23 protein-coding genes and 1 tRNA gene are annotated in these 19,939 nt (G+C 66.9%); 16 read left to right on the plus strand and 8 right to left on the minus strand.

Going from position 1 to position 19,939, the window contains the following annotated elements; translation table 11 throughout:
- Positions 1–35: 35 nt before the first annotated feature.
- Positions 36–110 (minus strand) — tRNA-Ile (locus BJ998_RS09100).
- Positions 111–327: 217 nt separating this feature from the next.
- On the opposite strand from BJ998_RS09100, the gene BJ998_RS09105 reads away from it, so the two are divergent.
- Positions 328–1,104 (plus strand): IclR family transcriptional regulator, encoded by a 777-nt coding sequence (locus BJ998_RS09105; RefSeq protein WP_184860232.1) that lies wholly within the window; start codon positions 328–330, stop codon positions 1,102–1,104.
- A 262-nt stretch (positions 1,105–1,366) separates the two neighbouring features.
- Here BJ998_RS09105 and BJ998_RS09110 read toward each other — a convergent pair whose 3' ends face one another.
- Genes BJ998_RS09110 through BJ998_RS09120 form a run of 3 tightly spaced genes read right to left on the minus strand, consistent with a single transcriptional unit; the run spans position 1,367 to position 7,204 of the window.
- Complete coding sequence (locus tag BJ998_RS09110; RefSeq protein WP_425558993.1) at positions 1,367–2,449, minus strand: IS701 family transposase; 1,083 nt, start codon at positions 2,447–2,449, stop codon at positions 1,367–1,369.
- Positions 2,331–4,550: a YhgE/Pip family protein gene (locus BJ998_RS09115; protein ID WP_246488558.1), complete on the minus strand. Its 2,220-nt coding sequence runs from the start codon at positions 4,548–4,550 to the stop codon at positions 2,331–2,333. The genes BJ998_RS09110 and BJ998_RS09115 overlap by 119 nt, the downstream gene beginning before the upstream one ends.
- A complete protein-coding gene (locus tag BJ998_RS09120) occupies positions 4,550–7,204 on the minus strand; it encodes an MMPL family transporter (RefSeq protein WP_184860236.1) in 2,655 nt (884 codons plus the stop codon). The genes BJ998_RS09115 and BJ998_RS09120 overlap by 1 nt, the downstream gene beginning before the upstream one ends.
- An 88-nt stretch (positions 7,205–7,292) precedes the next feature.
- Here BJ998_RS09120 and BJ998_RS09125 point away from each other — a divergent pair, with 88 nt between their 5' ends.
- The 3 genes from BJ998_RS09125 (at position 7,293) to trpS (ending at position 10,049) form a co-directional block, all read left to right on the plus strand.
- Positions 7,293–7,925 carry a TetR/AcrR family transcriptional regulator gene (locus BJ998_RS09125; RefSeq protein ID WP_184860238.1) on the plus strand — a complete coding sequence of 211 codons (633 nt, stop codon included), beginning with the start codon at positions 7,293–7,295 and terminating at the stop codon, positions 7,923–7,925.
- Positions 7,925–8,884, plus strand: a complete 960-nt coding sequence (locus BJ998_RS09130; protein ID WP_184860240.1) for an amidohydrolase family protein — start codon at positions 7,925–7,927, stop codon at positions 8,882–8,884. Before BJ998_RS09125 ends, BJ998_RS09130 begins: the two co-directional genes overlap by 1 nt.
- A gap of 157 nt (positions 8,885–9,041) precedes the next feature.
- Positions 9,042–10,049, plus strand: coding sequence for a tryptophan--tRNA ligase (gene trpS, locus BJ998_RS09135; RefSeq protein ID WP_184860242.1), 1,008 nt, complete (start codon positions 9,042–9,044; stop codon positions 10,047–10,049).
- Between the two features lie 514 nt (positions 10,050–10,563).
- On the opposite strand, the gene BJ998_RS09140 is transcribed toward trpS, so the two are convergent.
- The 4 genes from BJ998_RS09140 to BJ998_RS09155 form a co-directional block, all read right to left on the minus strand.
- Positions 10,564–10,833, minus strand: a complete 270-nt coding sequence (locus tag BJ998_RS09140) for a hypothetical protein (protein ID WP_184860244.1) — start codon at positions 10,831–10,833, stop codon at positions 10,564–10,566.
- A 135-nt stretch (positions 10,834–10,968) separates the two neighbouring features.
- Positions 10,969–11,868, minus strand: coding sequence for a pentapeptide repeat-containing protein (locus BJ998_RS09145; protein ID WP_184860246.1), 900 nt, complete (start codon positions 11,866–11,868; stop codon positions 10,969–10,971).
- Positions 11,869–12,141: 273 nt separating this feature from the next.
- Positions 12,142–12,804, minus strand: a complete 663-nt coding sequence (locus BJ998_RS09150; protein WP_184860248.1) for a hypothetical protein — start codon at positions 12,802–12,804, stop codon at positions 12,142–12,144.
- 597 nt (positions 12,805–13,401) lie between these two features.
- Entirely contained in the window at positions 13,402–13,827 is a 426-nt protein-coding gene (locus BJ998_RS09155; RefSeq protein ID WP_184860250.1) for an NUDIX hydrolase, read from the minus strand.
- A 69-nt stretch (positions 13,828–13,896) separates the two neighbouring features.
- Between BJ998_RS09155 and BJ998_RS09160 the strand changes: the two genes are divergently transcribed.
- The 12 genes from BJ998_RS09160 (at position 13,897) to BJ998_RS09215 (ending at position 19,933) form a co-directional block, all read left to right on the plus strand.
- Positions 13,897–14,676 carry a GntR family transcriptional regulator gene (locus tag BJ998_RS09160; RefSeq protein ID WP_184860252.1) on the plus strand — a complete coding sequence of 260 codons (780 nt, stop codon included), beginning with the start codon at positions 13,897–13,899 and terminating at the stop codon, positions 14,674–14,676.
- Positions 14,677–14,778: 102 nt separating this feature from the next.
- Positions 14,779–15,201, plus strand: coding sequence for a hypothetical protein (locus tag BJ998_RS09165; RefSeq protein ID WP_184860254.1), 423 nt, complete (start codon positions 14,779–14,781; stop codon positions 15,199–15,201).
- A gap of 293 nt (positions 15,202–15,494) precedes the next feature.
- A complete protein-coding gene (locus BJ998_RS09170) occupies positions 15,495–15,677 on the plus strand; it encodes a hypothetical protein (protein ID WP_184860256.1) in 183 nt (60 codons plus the stop codon).
- The gene (locus BJ998_RS09175; RefSeq protein ID WP_184860258.1) at positions 15,674–16,069 is read left to right on the plus strand and encodes a hypothetical protein; all 396 of its coding nucleotides are present in this window, start codon (positions 15,674–15,676) and stop codon (positions 16,067–16,069) included. Before BJ998_RS09170 ends, BJ998_RS09175 begins: the two co-directional genes overlap by 4 nt.
- Before the next feature lie 3 nt (positions 16,070–16,072).
- Complete coding sequence (locus tag BJ998_RS09180) at positions 16,073–16,348, plus strand: hypothetical protein (RefSeq protein WP_184860260.1); 276 nt, start codon at positions 16,073–16,075, stop codon at positions 16,346–16,348.
- 3 nt (positions 16,349–16,351) lie between these two features.
- Entirely contained in the window at positions 16,352–16,531 is a 180-nt protein-coding gene (locus BJ998_RS09185; protein WP_184860262.1) for a hypothetical protein, read from the plus strand.
- 158 nt (positions 16,532–16,689) lie between these two features.
- A complete protein-coding gene (locus BJ998_RS09190; RefSeq protein ID WP_184860264.1) occupies positions 16,690–18,099 on the plus strand; it encodes an FtsK/SpoIIIE domain-containing protein in 1,410 nt (469 codons plus the stop codon).
- A 125-nt stretch (positions 18,100–18,224) separates the two neighbouring features.
- Positions 18,225–18,692 carry a hypothetical protein gene (locus tag BJ998_RS09195; RefSeq protein WP_184860266.1) on the plus strand — a complete coding sequence of 156 codons (468 nt, stop codon included), beginning with the start codon at positions 18,225–18,227 and terminating at the stop codon, positions 18,690–18,692.
- On the plus strand, positions 18,689–19,015 hold the full coding sequence (locus BJ998_RS09200) for a WhiB family transcriptional regulator (RefSeq protein ID WP_184860268.1): 327 nt from the start codon (positions 18,689–18,691) through the stop codon (positions 19,013–19,015). Before BJ998_RS09195 ends, BJ998_RS09200 begins: the two co-directional genes overlap by 4 nt.
- 46 nt (positions 19,016–19,061) lie before the next feature.
- The gene (locus tag BJ998_RS09205; RefSeq protein WP_184860270.1) at positions 19,062–19,250 is read left to right on the plus strand and encodes a hypothetical protein; all 189 of its coding nucleotides are present in this window, start codon (positions 19,062–19,064) and stop codon (positions 19,248–19,250) included.
- A complete protein-coding gene (locus tag BJ998_RS09210) occupies positions 19,243–19,602 on the plus strand; it encodes a hypothetical protein (RefSeq protein ID WP_184860271.1) in 360 nt (119 codons plus the stop codon). The genes BJ998_RS09205 and BJ998_RS09210 overlap by 8 nt, the downstream gene beginning before the upstream one ends.
- Complete coding sequence (locus tag BJ998_RS09215) at positions 19,595–19,933, plus strand: hypothetical protein (protein ID WP_184860272.1); 339 nt, start codon at positions 19,595–19,597, stop codon at positions 19,931–19,933. The genes BJ998_RS09210 and BJ998_RS09215 overlap by 8 nt, the downstream gene beginning before the upstream one ends.
- Positions 19,934–19,939 lie beyond the last annotated feature (6 nt).

A 19,939-nucleotide genomic window follows, 5' to 3' on the forward strand; every position in this document is an offset into this window, starting at 1 on the left:
TCTCTGCTTCAGTTGTTTTGGCTGTTGAGAAGGGGTAGGGCGGGTGGGGCTCGAACCCACGACCTGACAGATTATGAGTCTGCTGCTCTAACCAGCTGAGCTACCGCCCCAGCACGCCGGTGGGCCGGCGCGTGGTGGGGAGACTACCGCCGTGCGGGTGAGCGGGGGCGGGCGGACCCCTGGTCGAGGGCTCTTGCCGGCATCTGAAAAGTTCCGGCTTGACCGACCTGGTTGCTGCTTCAATGATCATCGCGTCAGCGGTAGCTCGACACCAAACCGCCGCTGGCTGCTGCCGGCGGGCGGGACACCCTTGCAACCGGAGGACCAATGCCCGACGCCCAGCCCAAACCACCGAGTGGGCTGATCGGTTCGGTGCAGCGAGCGCTGCGGGTGTTGGAGACGGTGGCGGACGGGGGCGACGGGATCACGGCGAAGGCGGTGGCCCGGCGCACGGGCTTCAAGCTGTCGACCACGTACCACCTGCTGAACACGCTGGTCCACGAGGGCTATCTGGTACGCCTGGCGAACGCCAGGGGCTTCGGCCTGGGGTACAAGCTGCCGGAGCTGCACGACAGCCTGAAGGCGCAGCTGTCGGTGACGCCGGAGGTCGCCTACACGCTGAGGGACCTGCACAACCGGGCGAAGGCGGCCATGTACTACGCGGTGGTCCGCGACGACGAGCTGGTGGTCGCGGAGGTGGCGGACTCGCCGGAGCACCGCAAGGCGGAGCCGCTGGACCTGGGGTTCGACCGCTCGGCCCACGCCACCTCCTTCGGCAAGGTGCTGCTGGCGGCGATGTCACCGACGGCCCGCCGGCACTACCTGGCCGGCGCGGGCTTAGCCCGGCTGACGAACCGGACGATCACCCGGCTGGAGGACCTGGACCGGGAACTGGCGATGGTCCGGAAGACGGGGATCGCGGCGGAGATCGAGGAGTTCCAGCCGGGCCTGGCGTGCCTGGCGACGCCGGTGAAGGACGCGGAGGGCCGCACGACGGCGGCGGTGGCGCTGTCGGTCCCGGTGAAGGAGTTCGCGAAGCGCCGCCGCCAGTTGGAGACGTTGATCAGGCACGGCGGCGAGGAACTGTCGAGGCTGCATTCCTGAAACCGATTTCCCACGGAAATCTGACAACGGTAGACCAAATCATTCGGGCATGTGGCTGCTGCACTCTTCCCACGCCTATGCGGCAGCTAGTACTACAGCCGCAGGCTGTGATGTTTGCGGTGTTGCCGCTGGTAGTGGCATCGCCGGGCGTGGGTCTGATGAAGTCGCCGCCAGTCCGACCATCGATCAGTGTGCGCTCGGGGGTGCGTCGGTCGCGTCAGGATGGCCCACAAACGTCTGATCTCGTTGCACGACAACGGGATCAAACACTCGTGGCCGGCTGTGACGCCCCCTTTGCGTCGCGGTCGCGTTCAGCGGACGCGGTCACGGCCAGGAACGCGGCGGCCAGCATCGACAGCGTGACATGTCGGTACCACGCCTGATACTTGCGGACCTGGTAGTGGTCCAAGCCGGTCTCGTTCTTGGCGAACTGGAAGGTTTCCTCGACACCCCAACGACTGCCGGCGACCCGGACAAGTTCTGCCAACGGCACGGGACGGCGGGTGTGGCAGATGTAGTACGCCAACTCGTCCGGCTTGCTGATCGACCGGCGCACCACGAGAAGGTGCTCGTCCGCGCCCGGGTCCAGCAGCAGCCAGTCATACAGCCGGCGCCCCTTGCTGCCCTCACCGGCCGACAGGCGTTGCCAGCCCTTGCGCGGTGCGCTGCGAGCCAACGCATCCGCCCGCACAGCGCCTTTCGGGGTGGTGAAGCGCTGATCGCAGGAAACGGCCATGACGTAGTCGATGTCGTTGTCTTCTAGCCAGGTTCGCAGGCCGGGATTGTCGCCGTATGCCTCGTCCGCGGTGAACCAGTCGATGTCCCTTCCCGCCTCCAGCAGGCGAGCCAGCATGTGTTGGGCCAGCACGGGCTTGGTCGCGAACTCCACATCCTCGTCGATCCCGGCCTCCGCGCAGCGCTCGCGGTCGTCGGTCCAGGACGCGGGCAGGTAGAGCTCGCGGTCGATCAACGCCCGCCCCCGGGCCGACACGTAGGTCAAGAACACGCCGAGTTGGCAGTTCTCGATCCGACCGGCGGTGCCGGAGTACTGCCGTTGGACACCGGCGGATTTGGTGCCTTTCTTGAGGAATCCGGTCTCGTCGGCGACCACGACCCCGGTGGGATCAGTGATCTGGTCCAGCACGTAGTCCCGCAGGTCGTCTCGGACCGCGTCGGCGTCCCAGCGGTAGAAGTTCAGCAGGCGCTGCATGCCGTCAGGGGCCAGGTCACCGGCCTGCTCGGCGATCGTCCAGGAGTTCTTGCGCTCGGCGCCCGACAGCAAGCCCAGCAGGTACATCCTGGCCCGGTGGCGTGAGTCTGCCTGTGCGAACCGGCCTGCGACCAGCGCGAACATGTCCTCGAACCCTGCCCGCCACCGCGCCAGGCGATCGTCCGCGTTCGTCTCCGGTAGGGCCGTGAGGTCCTGCTCCATGTCCGGCACACCCAAGTCGATCACGCATCGGCGGTCTCCGTGAACACGACACGCCGACAAGTATCACACCGTGCGGCTGTAGTACTAGCCGCAGCCGCCGGGTGGACAGGTAACGACGCCGGTCCGTGACGAGAATCGCCGCCAGCACACCGACAATCAGCCACGCGGCGAGCTCGGCGATCCCGCTGTACAGCCCGGCATCGCCGGTCACCGCGGCACGAAGGCCGAGCACGGCGCCGTGCGTGGGCAGGTCGTCAGCCAGGGCGTAGAGCGGGCTCGGCAGCGTGGACACGATCCCGGTCGCCGAGGCAAGCACCAGCACGGCAAGGGAAGCGAGCCGTCCGGCGCGGCCGAAGATCGCCGTGACGGCCTGGTTGAGCGACACGAACGCGAACGCCGCCAGCAAGGCGACGCCGAGGAACTCGAACGCACCGCCGACACCGAGATGAAGCGCCGGAATGGCGATCGCGGTGATCGCGATCGCCGCCAGGGCGGCGGCTGTGGCGCCGGGTAGGGCTGCGCGGATGATGATTCGCCAGGTCGGCTCGCGCGCCGTCAACACGGCATCGGGGACGGCCCGTGTGACGAGGTAGGTGGCCAATGCCAACGCCCACAACGCAAGGACCGCGAACAGCGTGATGGCGAGCGTCCCCGATGGCGTGCTGTCCGAGGCGGTTGACGTCGGACTGGCGGCGATTGTCTTGAGGTGATTGCGTTCCGCGTCGGTGTAGCTGGGAACCTGGTTGCGCCCCTTGTCCAGCGAAGACGCCAACTGCTGCGCGCCGTCATTCACCTTGCCGGTCCCGGCGCTCAGCTGCCGCGAGCCGTCGGCCAGCTGCTGCGCGCCGGAATTCGCCTGCCGCACACCGCTGTCCAGCTGCCGCGCGCCATCGGCGGCTGAGGCGATTCCCTGGGCAAGGAGACCGGATTGCTTGGCCAGCTGGGCGTTTCCGTTGGCGACCTGCCTGGCCCCGTTGGCCAGCGCCTGGATGCCGTCACGGACCTGCACGGCCTCGGCCCGCATGGCGGCCTTGGCCCCGTCGATCTTGTCGGCGTCCGCGGTCAGCCGCGCTGCCGCCTGCCGGAGGTTGCCGCAGAACTGCGCGTCACCGCTGCACTGGTCGGCCAGCCGCTGGATGTCGGCGGCCGCGGCGGTGGCGGACGGCAGGGCGTCGATGGCGGCGATGATCCGGTCGGCCAGCGGGACGATCGTGCCGGCGAGCTTTTCGTTGCCCTGCGCGACTTGCTCCGCCCCGGCGGCGAGTTGTTTGGTCAGGGCGGGCAGCTGCGCGGTGTCCCGCTCGGCCTGGCTGAGGCCGCTGGAAAGCTGGGCCGAGCCGGCAGCCAGTTGCGACGTGCCCGCCGCGAGCCTGGCGGCGCCGTCGGCGAGCTGTTGCGCGCCGGGCACGAGCTGGCGCGTGCCGTCGGCCAGTTGGCCGGCGCCGTCGGCGGCCTGGTTGATCTGGCCGTGAATGGTGGTGAAGCCGACGTAGATGTTGGCCAGGTAGGTCTCGACGACCTGGTTGTTCAACGTGTGCTGGGTGCTGTCGGCGATCCGTTGCGACAGCGAGGGATCCATGACGCCGGTGCTCGCGGACGTCTTGACGTCGACCACGGCCCGAGAAGCGTCGAGCGGCTTGCCGGCCGCGGCGGAGGTCGCGCGGGTAGAGAAGTCCTTCGGGATGGTCACGACGGCCGCGTAGGTTCCGTTGCCCAGCCCCGAATTCGCATCGGACGCGTCGGTGAGCACCCACTTGTAGGCCGAACTGGCGCTGTGCGTGAGGTCGCCGGCAAGTTCGCGGCCGAGCGGGATGAGCTGCCCGTTCACGGTGACCGGCTCGTCGTTGTTGACCACGGCCGCGGTCGCGGTGCCGTGGTCGCTGTCCGGCGACCACAGCGCCCACGTGAGCAGGCCCATGATCAGCACCGGCACCGCGATGAGGCCTGTCCAGGTCTTCCAGGTAAGCGGGCCGGCGGCCAGCGCCCGGGCGGAGTTGGCGAACGGCTTGAACATCAGTGCACCTCGACGGGCTGGGCGAGGGAGAACAGACGGGCGTCGGCCGGCAGCAGGTCGGCGAGCCGATCGGGGTCCTGGCAGGTCAGCACCACGGACACCGGGCGCCCGGAGGCGGTGTGCCGGCGGGCGATCAGGTCGCGCAACGCGTCCCGCTCGTCGGTCCGCAGCACCAGGTCGGCGTCGTCGATCAGGACGAGCTCGACGTCGTCGGCGAGGGCGGTCGCCATCTCGCGGGCCGGAGCGGAGCTGTCCCGGCAGCCGATCACCGTGACCTCGCGGCGCAGGGCGTGCACGTGTTGCGGCAGCACCCGGCCGAGCACCTTGAGGTCCCCCTTGAGTTTGGTGATCCGGCCGGCGAGCGTGAAGAGCAAGGCGGTCTTGCCGGCGCCGTGCAACACCAGAACGCCACCTCGTGGCACGTGCAGATCGATGTCGCGATAGACCGGTCGGCCGCGATCGTCGTCCACGCCGAGGCCACGAGCGCTGATCGCCTCGTCAACGCCGGGCCAGTCGGCCAACTGTAGCTCGTGCACCAAGGAATCACCCTCGGCGTCGAACACCGGCAGCGCCCGGTCCAGCGCCGGCGGCAGGCCCCAGGCCCGGTGCCCGAGCAGCGCCAACACCGCCGGCACCAAGGTCATGCGCACCACGAAGGCGTCGACGAACACGCCGACCGCCAGGCTGAACGCGATCGGCTTGATCGTGGCGCTGCCCTCCGGCACGAAGGCGGCGAACACCGCGAACATGATCACTGCGGCGGCGACCACGACCCGTGACGCCGAGACGAAGCCGGATTCGACGGCTCGGTGCGGATCCCCGTTGTGCACGTAGTCCTCACGGATCCGCGACACCAGGAACACCTCGTAGTCCATGGCCAGGCCGAACAGCACTCCCATCAGGATGATCGGCAGGAAGCTGATCACGCTGCCGGTGTGGGTGACGCGCAGCGCGTCGGCGAGATGGCCCTGATCGAACACGAACGACGTGGCGCCGAAGGCCGCGCCGACCGAGAGCAGATAGCCGGCGGTGGCCTTGATCGGCACCCAGATCGAGCGGAACACCATCGCCAGCAGGATCAGCGACAGCCCGACCACGAGAATCCCGAACGGCAGCAGGGCGTTGCCGAGCTGCGCCGACACGTCGATGCCGACCGCGGTGATGCCGGTGACGGCGGTCTTCGTGCCGTACGCGTCCTCGAAGTGCTGCTCGGAGTCGCGCAACCGGTGCACCAGGTCGTCCGTCTGCGGCGAATCCGGCGCGGTGGTCGGAACCACCTGGATGATCCCGGTGTCGCCCTTGGGGTTCGGCGTGGCCAGCGGCACCGCGGCGACGCCCGGCATAGTCCGGATCTCGCCGGCGATCTTGTTCACTAGGCCGACGGGATCGGTGCTGGTGATGATGTCCGCGGTGACGATCAGCGGCCCGTTGTAGCCGGGCCCGAAGTGCTCGCTGACCACGTCGTAGGTGTCGCGGGCCGGGCTGCCCTGCTCCTCGGTGCCGTTGTCGGGCAGCGCCAGCCGCAGGTCGATGGCCGGGATCGTGCACACCGCCAAGGCGGCGATGACTGCGATCACCGTGACCAGGGGCGCCTTCGTTGCGGTCCGCACCCACCAGCGGGCCACCTGAGGACGCTTGACCTTCCTCTTCCGGCGCTGCCGTGGCCTCAACCGTCGTCCGGCGAAGGCCATCAGCGCCGGCACGAGCGTGACCGCGATGCAGACGGCCAACGCGACTGCGACGGCCGCCGCAACGCCCATGGTGGTGAGGAACGGGATGCCGGCGACGGCCAGCCCGAGCAGCGCGATCACCACCGTCAGGCCGGCGAAGATCACCGCCGAGCCGGCCGTCGCCGTCGCGCGGGCAATGGATTCCTCGACGTCGAGGCCGTCGTCGAGTTGATCACGGTGCCGGGACAGCAGGAACAGGGCGTAGTCGATGCCGACGGCCAGCCCCAGCATCACGGCGAGCATCGGCGCGGTCGACGAGATCGGCACGACCAGCGTCGCCAGGTACACCAGGCTGATCGAGATGCCGACGCCGAGCACGGCCGTCAGCAGCGGCATGACCGCGGCGATGATCGACCGGAACATCAGCAGCAACACCATCAAGGCGATGACGAGGCCGATGCCCTCGGTGGGGCTGAGCTTGGGCACGCGATTCGAGAAGGCGTCGCCGCCGGTGTAGACGTGCGTGCCGGTCTTGGCCGCGAGGTCGTCGGCGATGGCCGTGAGCCGGCCCTTGGTGTCGGCGTGGACCTGCGCCTGCTGCACCTTCAGCGGCACCGCGATCAGCTGGGCACGGCCGTCACCGGAGACGCCGCCGTCCGCGGCGGTCGCGACCTGGTCCACCTTCTTGATCTCGTTCACGGCGTCGGCGACCGCGTTTTTGATGGCCGGCGTGTCGACCCGCCGTCCCGCCGGACTGAGCAGCACCAGCTGCGCCGAGGTCCCACTGACCTCCGGGAAGACGCGACCGAGGTGGTCGAGGGCGTCCTGGGACTCGGACCCGGGGATGGCGAACGTGTCGTCAGTCCCCTGCTCAAGCAGCACGGCGCCGCCGCCCGCGGCGGCCAGCACCACCAGCCACACGGCCAGGACTAGCACCTTCGCCCGGGCGGCGGCCCGGCCGAGGCGGTAGAGGAACGAGGACACGATCGGCTCCCTTGTCGGGTTGGATACGTCATGTATCGTAATGCATGATGTATCCGATGCAGTGTGTATCGAGTCACGGACGGGTGAAATGACGCGGCGACGGGCGGAGACGCGGCGACGGGTGATCGACGCCGCCTACGAGGTGTTCAGCGAGCTGGGCATCCGGGACGCGCCGGTGGAGCTGATCTGCGAGCGCGCCGGCTTCACGCGGGGCGCCTTCTACTCCAACTTCGCCAGCAAGGAGGAGCTGTTCCTCGCTGTGTACGAGGTGCAGATGCAGGAACGCGTCGACCGGCTGCGGGCCGCCGTGCGGGCCGCGATCGACGACGCTGACACGACCGACCCCGATGTCGCGACCGACGTGCTCCGCCAGGCCGGCACGCTGTTCATGGAGTCGCTGACCGCGGATCGCACCTGGTACCTGCTCACCGCCGAATTCCACGCCCAGGCGCTGCGCCAGGAGGAACTGCGCACGCCGACTTCCGCGGCCCAGCGCCGGTTCCACGACAGCCTGGCCGAGATCCTGCTGTCGGCGCTGGACCGCCTGGGCTATCGGCTGACCGTGGACCCGCTCAGCGCCGTCGTCACGATCACCGGGCTGTACACGACCATGCTCGAACGCGTGATCATCGACGGCTCCGCCGACGACGGCCGGTACGTGACCGACGTGCTGCCCCGGCTGTTCGCCGCCCTGATCGTGCCGGCAGACAAGGAAAGCTGATGCGCATCGACACGCACCAACACGTCGTCCCGCCCCGCTACGCGGATTGGATGCGGGACAAGGGAATCCGCCCGGGCGGCATCGACCTGCCGGCCTGGTCGGAGTCGTCGGCGCTGAAGTTCATGGACGGCCACGGCATCCGCACCGGCATCCTGTCGCTGTCCACGCCCGGCGTGTACTTCGGCGACGTGACCGAGGCCCGGTCCTGGGCCCGCGAGATCAACGAGTACTGCGCGGACGTCGTGACCCGGCGACCGGACCGGTTCGGCTTCTTCGCCACGCTGACGTTGCCGGACGTCGAAGGGGCGCTGGCGGAGGCGGCGTACGCGCTGGACGAGCTGCACGCCGACGGCATCGTGTTGCTGGCCAACAACGACGGCCGCTACCTCGGCGACCCGACGTTCGCCCCGTTGCTGGACTTCCTGCACCGCCGCTCGGTTGCGGTGTTCGTGCATCCCGGCGAGCTGCCGGCGCCCGAGGTGCCCGGCATCCCCACCTTCACCGCGGACTTCCTGCTCGACACCACCCGCACGGCGATCAGCCTGATCCTGTCCGGGTCGATGGACCGGTATGCCGACATCAAGTTCATCCTCGCGCACGCCGGCGGCTTCGTGCCGTACATCGCGTACCGCATCCTGCTGACCATGTTGAACGCCAAGAACAAGGTGCAGCAGCTGTGGGCGCTGGTCGATCAGAAGCACCAGGTGCCCAAGCATCTGGCGGTGCTGCGGCAGTTCTACTACGACATCGCGCTGTCGGCGAGCCCCGCCGCGCTGCCGAGCCTGCTCGAGGTGGCCGACCCGGACCACATCACCTACGGCAGCGACTTCCCGTTCGCGCCGGCGGCCGCGGTCGGGTTCATCAACAAGCAGTACGAGAACTACAAGCTGTCGCCGGCCCTGCGGACGGCGATCGACCGCGGCAACTCGGAGACACTTTTCCCGCGGTTGAAGGTATGATGCGTTCGTGACCTTGACCGCGTGCCTGAGCTGGTGGCGTCCCGCCTAGGGACGGCCCCATCACGCACGCGCGTGCCGTCCGAATGGACGGCACAGGCACTCCTCTCCACTGCGGGGCGGTGTCCGTTCATCGGACCCGACCTCTTGGAGAGAAGTCATGTTGGAGAAGCAGATCCAGGCCCACCCCGAGCGCTTCCGCGTGCTCACCGGCGACCGGCCGACCGGCCCGCTGCACCTCGGGCACCTGTTCGGCACGCTGCAGAACCGCGTCCGACTGCAGGACATGGGCGTCGACCTGTTCGTGATCATCGCCGACTACCAGGTGTTGACCGACCGGGACGTGGCCGACCGGCTGGCCGAGACCGTCGAAGGACTGGTGCTGGACTACCTCGCTGTCGGCATCGACCCCGAGCGCGCGACCGTCTTCACGCACAGCGCCATACCCGCGTTGAACCAGCTGATGCTGCCGTTCCTGAGCCTGGTCTCGGTGCCCGAACTGCAGCGCAATCCCACCGTGAAGGAGGAGATCGCGCACTCCCGACAGTCCGCGGTCAGCGGGCTGATGTTCACCTATCCCGTGCACCAGGCGGCGGACATCCTGTTCTGCAAGGGAAACCTCGTACCGGTGGGACGGGATCAGCTGCCGCACGTGGAGATCACGCGGACCATCGCGCGCCGGTTCACCGAGCGCTACGGCCCCGTGTTCCCCGAGCCGGACGCCCTGCTGTCGTCGGCGCCGGTGCTGCTCGGCACTGACGGCACGAAGATGAGCAAGAGCCGGAACAACGCGATCGCCATCGGCGCGAGCGCGGACGAGACGGCGCGGCTGCTCAAGGGCGCTCGCACCGACACCGACCGTCACATCACCTACGATCCCGTTGGCCGGCCGGAGGTTTCCAGCCTTGTGCTGCTCGCCGCCCTGTGCCTGGGCCGCTCGCCGGAGGACGTCGCCGCCGAGATCGGCAGCGGTGGCGCTGCCGCGTTGAAGCGCACGGTCACCGAGGCCGTGAACGAGTTCCTGGCCCCGATGCGCGCCCGGCGCGCCGACTACGCCGCCGACACGGGGTACGTGCGGAAGATCATCCAGATCGGCAACGAGCGGGCCAACGCCATCGCCGACGCCACGCTGGCCGAGGTCCGAACGGCCATGGGCACGGCCTACTGATTCCGGTGCCGCCCCGACTGGTACGCGCGGCACATGGTGGCCGAGCAGGCCGCCACCGAACTGCCCACCCGAGCGCTACCAGCGGATTCAACCCTCTCTCAAGGATTTCGTCGCCGCCTCCCACTACGGTGTGGCCAGCACGGTGCACCGTGTCTCCCCGATCTGGGCCGTCGGGCGGCCTCCCCAGCCCGCCCGGCGGTCCTCCCACTCAGCGGCCACACACCCCGGCACCGCCGGTCGTGCCAATCGGATTCGGCGGCACTTCCCTCTTCGACAACAAATGAGGCCCCGTCCACAATGGACGGGGCCTCACCTGGGATAACGCTCCTCCAGCTGGACTCGAACCAGCAACCCTGCGATTAGCCATCTGATCTTGCCGACGTTTCTCATCGTTCGTCACCCCCTTGCGGCACTTGGGAAATCCCTCCACTGCGCTTGTCGACGTCGACCGTCATCTACGGGTGTCGGCCGTCCAATTGCAGGGGTAAAGCATGGCGTTGATCTTGATCCCTGCCTACTCCGACAGCCCCGCCGTCGGCTCCTCCGGGCCGTCCGGCTCCGGCAGCCGCCGCAGGACCTCCCCCACCATCTGCGTCAGGCTGCGCAACTGGGCGTCCACCGAGTCGAACCGCCCCGTGTGCGCCGCCAGCGTCTCCGTGTGCTCGGTCTGCGTCGCCGCGATCTCCGCCAGGTCCCGGTCCACCCGGCCCGTGTACCAGCGCGTCAGCCGGTGGTCGTGCTCCAGCTGGCTCACCCGCTGCTCAAGCTCGTCGTCATCAGGCACACCTCAACCGTACCGGTCAGCTCCGACAATCGGCAGCATCGGTACTCTTTCTGACGGCGATAGAACTGGCCGCCACTGGCCCCGCGCTTGTCGATCCACTCGTCGCGCAGCACAACCATACCAATTCAACCATTACTAATGATATCCCTTAACTTTGTCAAGTATCGCCCGGGTTAGATCAACGTTAAGCATGTGCGCATTCGTGAAATCCACCGAAGAAATTCGCGCACCCGCGAAGGTGTCATCAGTCAGTCGAGCGTTTTCAAATGGGGCATCAGAAATAGATGAGTGATCAAATTTCGACCCCTCGATCTGCGCGCCTGAAAAATTTGTTCGCGCTAAGACGGCATCAACAAAATTGACACTCCAGAAATGCGCCAAGGTGAGGTTACAGCCAGTTAATCCCGCCTCCTGCAGTACAGTACTAAACACTACTGCACGGGTCAGATTTGCGTTGATTAGAGATGCGCCATAGAGGCTTGTTCGGTCAAATTTAGCCCCCGATAGATTGGCTCGATCGAGGTCAACCGCGTTAAGATTAGCCTTAGTAAGGTCGACGCCCTGAAGTTGGGCCCCAACCAGAGTGGCACCAGCAAGACAGGTCTTACTTAGATCGACCGTGCCCGCGTTAACACCCTCGACATCCCTCCTGCCGATCACAGTTAAAGCAGCCTGCACATCGGTCGCAGGAAACGAAACCTCAGCTTGAGCAAAGGATGGACACGACGAGACCGGAGCACGTTCCCGAATAAAAGCCGACAACACATCAATGATTGTCGCCTCGTCACGTGTAGAGTCCTTAGCAAGGCGCTCTAATGCGTAAACTCCGCCGATACGAACTTCCTGCTTGTCAGACCCAAGTTCGTCAACCGCCTTGCCAAACCGGTCTGTTATCTGAGTCTGCTCTGACACATTGACCTGATTCAAGGCCGCTTGAATAGATTGTGAGCTAAAGAATAGCGCCCCAACGGCGGCGACTGAAGTGAGCAGCGAAACTACCCCCTGCCACCCTTTCCATCCCAGAAAGCGACCCAAGGGTTTCCAAACATTAGGCACATTGCGACGCGACGCCGGTCTACGCAGTCCACGTAACCTTCCGCCCATGGCTCGTTTAGCGGTATAAGTGCTTCTGTGCAGAGGCCGCCCCGACGTCATGCCAACTAGTCGGCATGAGTCGTCGCAAGGTTACCTCTGCGGAAGATTGTGACAAAAACGTCACCGGCACTGGGGCTCGCGGAACCTGCCTAGCTACGTGAAGGCCGCCCGACCGGAGGGAAATCCCTTCGGCAGAGCGGCCCGGGTCGCTGGCTACTCGCCTTCGTCGTCCTCGGCCACGAAGTCGGTGTCGCACGCGCCGCAGGTGATCGGGGCCTCGGCCAGCGTCGTGCGGGCAACCCGGATCTTGCGGGGGCACGCGCACTCGGCCACGGCCAAGTTGGTGCTCTTCTTCTTGCTGGTCGCGTGCACCTCGGCGTAGCGCCAGGCGACAAGCGCAGCGCCCAACTCGTCCAGTTCGGCCGCGTACGCCTTGGCGGTCGTCTCCGGGACGGTCGTGAGGCTCCATCCGATGGTCTTGTCCTCGGCGAGCGTGAGCCCCAGTTCCTCGCCCAGCGCCTTGAACTTGGCGTTGTGGTAGCGGCCCTGGCGTGAGGTGTCCTTGATCTCGCGAACGTGGGCCAGGCCGTGAGCGGCCTCGTGAAGCAGCGTTCCGAGCACCTCCAGCGCGCCCCGCTGCAAGCCCTCGCCCGAGATGAACAACTCCGGGAGCTGCTTCTCCCCGTGCTGCCACCGCGCGGCGGCGAAGTGCCCGAGTCGGGCCTGGCCGGCCTTCATGCCCAGCGTCCCCGAGCCGAAGGTCACGACCACTTCGGGCACGTCGGGGTGGCGCTGCTGGATAGCGCGCCAGGCTGCTTCGAATGCGGTGACGAGTTGCGTGGTGATGGTGGTGAGCGTAGCGGCTGGTGCAGACATCGTTGGCGCCTCCCCTACCTCGCGTGGTGTACCTCCATTCTAGCCGTTTGACACTTAAGCGTCACGACATATCCGCAGGTAAACGCCATTTCCGAGGACTCCTCACTCACAAGGGTGGGGCCTCCGTGCCATCCCGTCGACCTGGCGCAGCCCGATCACACGTGTCAAGGGGGCACCCGCTCGTTGAACCGCCGGCTTGGGCTGGATCGGCCCCCTTGACACGTGTGATTGCCCTCTGGGAGGTCGATGGGATGGCGCGGTCAAGGCCGCGCCCGAACCGCAGCCGGTTCTACTCCCCTGGCCATCCTGTTGGCCTGCCTAGCGGCGAGCGTCCTCTTTGGACTGATGGGCGCCCCGCGGCTTGCCGCTGCGGTCTCCTCGCGGGGGATCTTTCCGCTGGTCGTCTATGCCGGCCGCGTGCCCCCGGCCTACGCGGCGCGCCGGGGGCCGGAGGTCCCCTTGGCGCGTCCGCAAAGAGGCGAGGCCGGATCAGGGCTGAGCGGCCGGCTTGGGCATGGACGACCAGCGGCCCCCGTGAGGGGGCCGCCTTGATGGAGAAAAGAAACTATGAACGAGCCTCGATGTCACAAACAGCCCTCAAGAGAGAACGTTGACCCCGTCGTGGGCGCGAAACTCCGCATGGTCGCCCAACGCGTCGGCGACACGGACCGCGTACGCGGGTGCCATGCGCACAAGTGCCTCCTGCGGGTCGACCCACTGAACCGAGACCGACTCATCTGTAGCGACAGGCTCGCCGTCAACCGGGCGACAACGAAACACAAGGGCTACAATTCCGCGAGGCAGGTTCTTGTATGCGCCAGTTAGCCGTTCGACATCGACAGTGATTCCCGTCTCCTCGAGAACCTCTCGGCGCACACCCTCGTCGAACGTTTCACCCAGCTCAAGGACGCCACCGGGCGGCTCCCAGTGTTGATTGTCGCGACGCTGAATCAAAAGAATGCGCCCTCTGAGGTCGACGACGACGCCCGCAACGCTGACGGAATGCATCGGCGTACCGCTCATATCAATCCTCCAAGTCAAGGTCCGTCAGCACCTGATATGCTACCACTTGTCTAGTTGTCAGGAGGAGTCGTGCTTCAGCTCGGAACGGTGGACCGGTCCGACGACCGCCCGCCCTACAAGCAGATTGCTGATGAGCTACGGTCGGCAATCGATCTTGGGCGGCTCGCTCCGGGCGAGAAGCTGCCGTCAGAGGCGGACCTTGTCGAACACTACAAGGTGTCACGAATGACGGCGCGCCAGGCGATACAGGAGCTTCGATCAGAAGGACTTGTTGACGCAGAGCAAGGGCGCGGCGTCTTCGTTCGAAAGGTTGCACCAATTCGACGGTTGGCGTCGGACCGCTTTGCTCGTCGGCATCGCCAAGACGGTAAAGCCGCCTTCATCATCGAGGCAGAGAAGTCAGGCGTCCAACCATCAGTTGATCAGATCCGCGTGAGTCGGGAATCACCGAGCAGCTTCATTCAGGAACGGCTGCGACTTACTGCGTCAGACTCAGTGGTTGTCCGGGCTCGCCGATACCTTGCGAATGACATTCCAGTTGAAACGGCAGTCTCGTACATTCCAGCCGAGATTGCAGATGGAACTGCAATAGCCGAGTTGAACACCGGCCCGGGCGGCATCTATGCACGTATTGAAGACGCCGGTCATATCCTCGATCACTTCACCGAAGAAGTGTCGGCCCGCATGCCCACTCCAGAGGAACGGAAGGACCTTCAGCTTGGAGCGTCCGTGCCCGTGCTTCGCGTAGTACGGACGGCCTACGACACCACGGGCAGGCCGGTAGAGGTCTGCGACACGATCAAGGCAGCACCCGCCTACCTGCTTGAGTACGAGCTCCCCGCCCGCTGACGCACATTCACCCGATTGGACGCGTCTAGACAGGTTGCGCTCGTCTAGACGACTAGGCATAGTGATACTTGTCTAGACGCCTAGTTGAGGAGCTGAGACGAGATGCTGAAGAACATCCCCGCCATCCTGGACGGCTACCGCCTGATGATCGTGGAAGCGCCCGAGATGAAGATGCGCAAGACCAAGGAGAACGGCCGCGAGATCCTCGTCCCCGACACGATCTTCGGCACCGATGACCCCAAGTACACCGTGACGCTGTTCTGCAAGAAGCGCGCGTCGGCGGACGGCTACCGGCAGAAGGGCGAGGAGATCAAGGTCACGCTGACCAGTGATCCCGGCTCGGAGTTCGAGGAAGGCCAGTACGTCAGCCTGCGGAACCTGACCGTCAGCATCACCGCCATGCCGCACCGCAACGCCCGCCGCGACACCGGCACCGAGGACGCGATCGGCTACGTCGGCTGGTCGTTCACCGCCGAGGGCCTGGCACCCGAGTCCCCGCACCTGGCCAGCCGCCCGGCGGCCTGACAGCTTCGCCTGTGCCCCCAGGAGATCGCGGTGGGGCAGCCCAGTTCGAGCCGGGCCACAGGCACTAGCTCAACGTCGGAAGGCGTCTCCTCGCGATGACGCGCGCCGTAATCCGTTGCGCTTCTTGTTCTTTGAGAACTCCACAGTGGATAGAGCCATGCCCAAATCCGGCTGATCTCCGGCGCAGCAACCGTTGTGCGCCGGGAGATTCGGTCGCCCCCGGACGCTCGTGTTCGACGTAGTACCCCGTCCGGGGACGGCCGTGTTTCCCGCAACTGGAATGGAGAAAGAGGATGGCACGCACCACGTTGACGCTCGTCCGCATCGCCCCGGCTGCGGGGAACGACGGCGAGCCCAACCCGTACCGGCCCGCCGGACTGCTCACCACCAGCAGCGGCAACCGCGTCGTGGCCTTGTCGACCCGGCGCAACCCGACCCGCCCGCCATACACCCCGACCGGAAAGGACGCCGCGTGAGCAACTCCGATCTGTTCGGCAACAAGGTGGCCGAGACGTCGTCGCCGGCCAAGAAGTCCAAGACGGTCAACAACATGGAGACCATCAAGACCGTGATCGACCGGGCGTGGAGCGAACGCCCATACGTGCTCGTCGGCCCGACCGGGCAGCCGCACCGGGTATCCGATGACGGGACGGTCAAGCCGTGCATCTACTGGGAGGCCGACGCGATCCATCAGTTGATTCAGCAGAAGGTGCTCGTGGTCGGCGGGCGGCGCAGCTACCAGACCCGTCACGGGGTCAAGAGCGGGCAGTCCGTCCTGGTACCCAAGAGCACGCGAGACATGCTCAGTCGATGGAAGTCACTTAAGCCCTTGTCCAGCAACGGAAACACGACGAGAAGGAGCGCGTGAACCGTGCCGAAGAAGACCGTTCAGCAGATGATGCTCAGGCGGGCCAAGCGCAAGTACGACAACATGCTGACCTGCGTCGAGGCCCTGGTGTCCACGCTGCCGCTGGCGGAGAAGGAGATCCGGCGGATGAACCCGCGCGTCAAGGGCCGGAGCTACCGCCTGGCAAGCCAGGACGACTTGCTCAAGCTCGTCGCCGGCGTCCGCGACAAGCTCATCGGCTTCGCCGAGGACTGCAAGAAGCACGAGACCAAGCTGACCACCCAAGATTGGACGGTGTGACCGATGAACGGAGTTGACCGGGTCACGATGGAGATGGACGAGGCGATGAACGCGCTCAAGCGCTCGATGCGGGGGATTCCCGTCGCGGCTTTCGCCTCCAGTCACAAGGTTCTCGCCCGCGCGGTGGCCACGCTGCACACCGAGATGCGGTGGGCGCGTCACGCGGCCGTCGACGCGCGGTAGATCGCACAACAACCCCGACAATTGACGCTTAAGTGTCAGAAGAGCGGTTCCGGTGCTGGCGCTGTCCCTGGACACCCCACCGAACCATCGGGCCTGTCCAGGCACGGCGGGATCACCGCGATCCACGAACCACCCGTCTGCCCTGGGAGGGAACGACAATGAGCACGAACACCAACGGCGGCTCCCGGCGTGGGATCGGTCCGGAGATCCGCGCGGCCCGCTGGGCCATCCGCCACCCCGGCATGATCGCCATGCCCACCATGCTCGGCACCGGCGAGCTGGAACTGCTCAGCCACTTCGGTCCGATCGGGGCCGGCTCGGTCACGGGCGCGCTGGCACTCGGGGTTGCCACCTGGTACCGGGCGCACCCGGACTCGTTCGACAGCATCGCCGCCCCGCGCATCCGCGCTGCCTGGCGACGCTGGGCCGGCCCGTACATGGGCGTGAAGTGGCGCGACCTGTGCGACGCCACGGATCTCGCCAAGGAGCACCGCCGCAAGGGCATCACGCTCTACCCGCGCGTGCTCAAGGTGCAGGCGTTCAGCCCGCACGTCGACCTGGTGCACATCCACCCGGCCAAGGGCCAGTCCATTCAGGCGTTCGAGTCGCGTTTGGCCGACCTCACGGCCGGACTGCGGGCTGAGCGGATCGCGCTGGAGCCCCTGGCGCGGGGCCGGTTCGTGATGATCGTGCAGCGCACCGAGCCGTTCACCGAGGTCATCCCCGCGCCGGAGATGCCGCAGTACTCCAAGGAGGTCGACCCGGCCCGGCTGTACGTCGGGGAGGACGAGTTCGGCAACGACTGGACCGAGTCGCTGGTGGGCACCTCGTCGTTCCTGCTCGTGGCCGGCGCGGTCGGTGCGGGCAAGAACTCCATCCCGCTCGCGCTGCTGCGGGGCCTGGCCCCGATGATCCGCGACGGCCTGTGCAAGGTCTGGATCATCGACCCCAAGCAACTGGAGTTCGCCGCGCTCAAGCCGATCACGTTCAACGGTCACGCCTACGCCACCGTGGAGCAGGGCGGCGACGGCGCGGCCTGCCTGGACCTGCTGGATGACTACATCGCCGATATGGAGCGCACCCAACGGCGGATCATGGAGATGGGTGTCCGGTCGGTGCCGATCAGCGAGGAGTTCCCGCTCAACGTGCTGATCGTGGACGAGGTCGCCTCGCTGGTCGCCTACACCGAGGACTCCAGCGCCCGGGGCATCAACGCCAAGCTGGCGCGGATCGCCTCGATGGGCCGCACCACCCACCACTCGATGGTGGTCACCACGGTGGACCCGGGCAAGGACGTGATCGAGTTCCGGGACCTGTTCCCGTCGCGGATCTGCCTGCGGGTCTCGGCCCCGACGCAGCCGAACATGGTGCTCGGTGAGGACGCCCGCGAGCGGGGCGCGGTCGCCGACGAGATCCCGTTGGGCAAGGAGTTCATCGGGATCGGCTACGCCCAGGGCGAGAAGACCAAGAACCCTCGCCGGGTCCGGGCCGCCTACACCAGCGACCGTGACATGCACGAGCTGGTGGAGTTCGTCACTCGTCGCGGTCACCTGCGCTCGGTCGCCTGAGCACCCGCTTCACCGTCCCCGCCCCGAGGTGAACTCGGTCGGGCTGTCCGTTCGAGACGGACCGGGGACACCAGCACCTGTTGCACACCAACCACTTCCCACCCTCGGAAAGGGGGCTGATCATCATGCGCGCACTCCTTGCTCACCAGTCGGGCACCCGGCACATGGACCGGCTGCTGTGGCGGCTGCGGTCACACATCCGGTCGCAGAACCTGCCGCGTCCCAACACGATCACGCTGTCGGACATCGGCCCGGCGGTCGCGGTCGACTACGGCGTCGGTGAGGGCCGGCTGCGGCTGCGCAACCTGATGGCCTGGATCCCGGGCCTGTCCGGGGTCTCGCTGCGCTGGGTGCTGTGGCCCTCGGGCTACCTCGCGGTGATCCTCTCGACCCGCATGGGCGCCGCAACCATGGAGATCTCGGCCGGCGCGGACATCCGCGAGCTGGGCGGCTCCATGGAGTACCAGCGGCACGCCGCGTTCGGGCATCTCGCCGGGCACGTCATGCCGACTGAGGTCGTCAGCCCGGTCACCGAGACATCCCTGAACGCGGTTCTCGGGACCCGCAACACCCGGGCGGGGGTGGCGGCGTGAACAACCTCGACGCCCGCTACGCGGGCCACAGGGCGCTGATGATGGCGCTGTTCGGCCGCTCCGGTCAGCCGCCGGCCTGGCGGACCGAGGCCGCGTGCGCCGAGACGGACCCGGCTGTGTTCGATGACCAGCACCGCATCGACGAGGCCCAGCGGGTGTGCGCGGGCTGCCCCGTGATGGCCCTGTGCCGCGCCGATCAGCTCGCCTGGGAGTCCCGGACCGGCACGCGCCGTCGCTTCCCGTCCGGGGTTGTCGGCGGGCTCACCGCGACCGCCCGCCACCAGATCCACTACCCGCCCAAGCCGAAAGCGGCTGCGGCGTGATCCCACCCAGCACCACACCCACACTCACCCGAAGGGGGAACCTGTCATGAAGTTTCTGTTGGTGGCTGAGCTGTCCTGGCGCGCGGTCGGTCGGCTGATCGGTGTCGCCGTGCTTGCCTTGGCTGGCCTCGGTGTGGTCGCGGTCGTCGCCAGCCCCGGGGCCGCCATCGCCGCCGGTATCGGCCTGCTGCTGGTGGTCTCGGCCGTGATCAAGGCGTTGAAGAACGATGAGTGACGACATCTTGGTGCCGCTTCGGCACGCTCCCAACCGGGCCACCACCGTCCTGCTGATGATCGGACGCCATCAGTTCGCTCGTACCAGCTTCGGCCCCGGGAAGATCTACGACGTTCGCGACCCGCTAGCCGGGCGCGCGTACACCCCGCCTCGCTGGACCCGAGACATGATCGAGGAGTTCATCAGGCAGGGCCTCACCGTTGACGACGTGCGCCGCCAGTTCCGGATGCCAGGCGGCGACGAGACACGAACGCTGACACTGCTGGGCCTGTCCCCGGCGGGCGAGGCTGAGGCATACCTGCGGTGGAACGCCGACCTGGACCGGCGACTAAAGGCGGCCAACGATGAGTGAGTCGCCACCGATCCCGGAGAAACAGGAGGACATCGAGTTCGAGATCGAGCGGCTCACCTGGACCAACGCGGTCTACTACTTCGTGCCTGTGCGGGGCGTGAAACGGATATATCTGCGCACTGATCTACGCGCGGACCGTGCGCCCCGCACGCAGGAGCTGTGCCTGCTCGGCTTGATGGAGCACGGATGTGTGGCCGAGGACGCACCCGGCACACAGTGCAGGCTGCGGGTCGCCGAGGGTGGAGACCTGACGCTGGTGCCGCTCCTGGTGACCCCGCTGGGCCGTCGATACCTGCGGAGTCTGTTCTCCGCGTTGGCAAACCAGCCCTGACAAACC

The organism is Kutzneria kofuensis (assembly GCF_014203355.1).
Classification (GTDB): Bacteria; Actinomycetota; Actinomycetes; order Mycobacteriales; family Pseudonocardiaceae; genus Kutzneria; species Kutzneria kofuensis.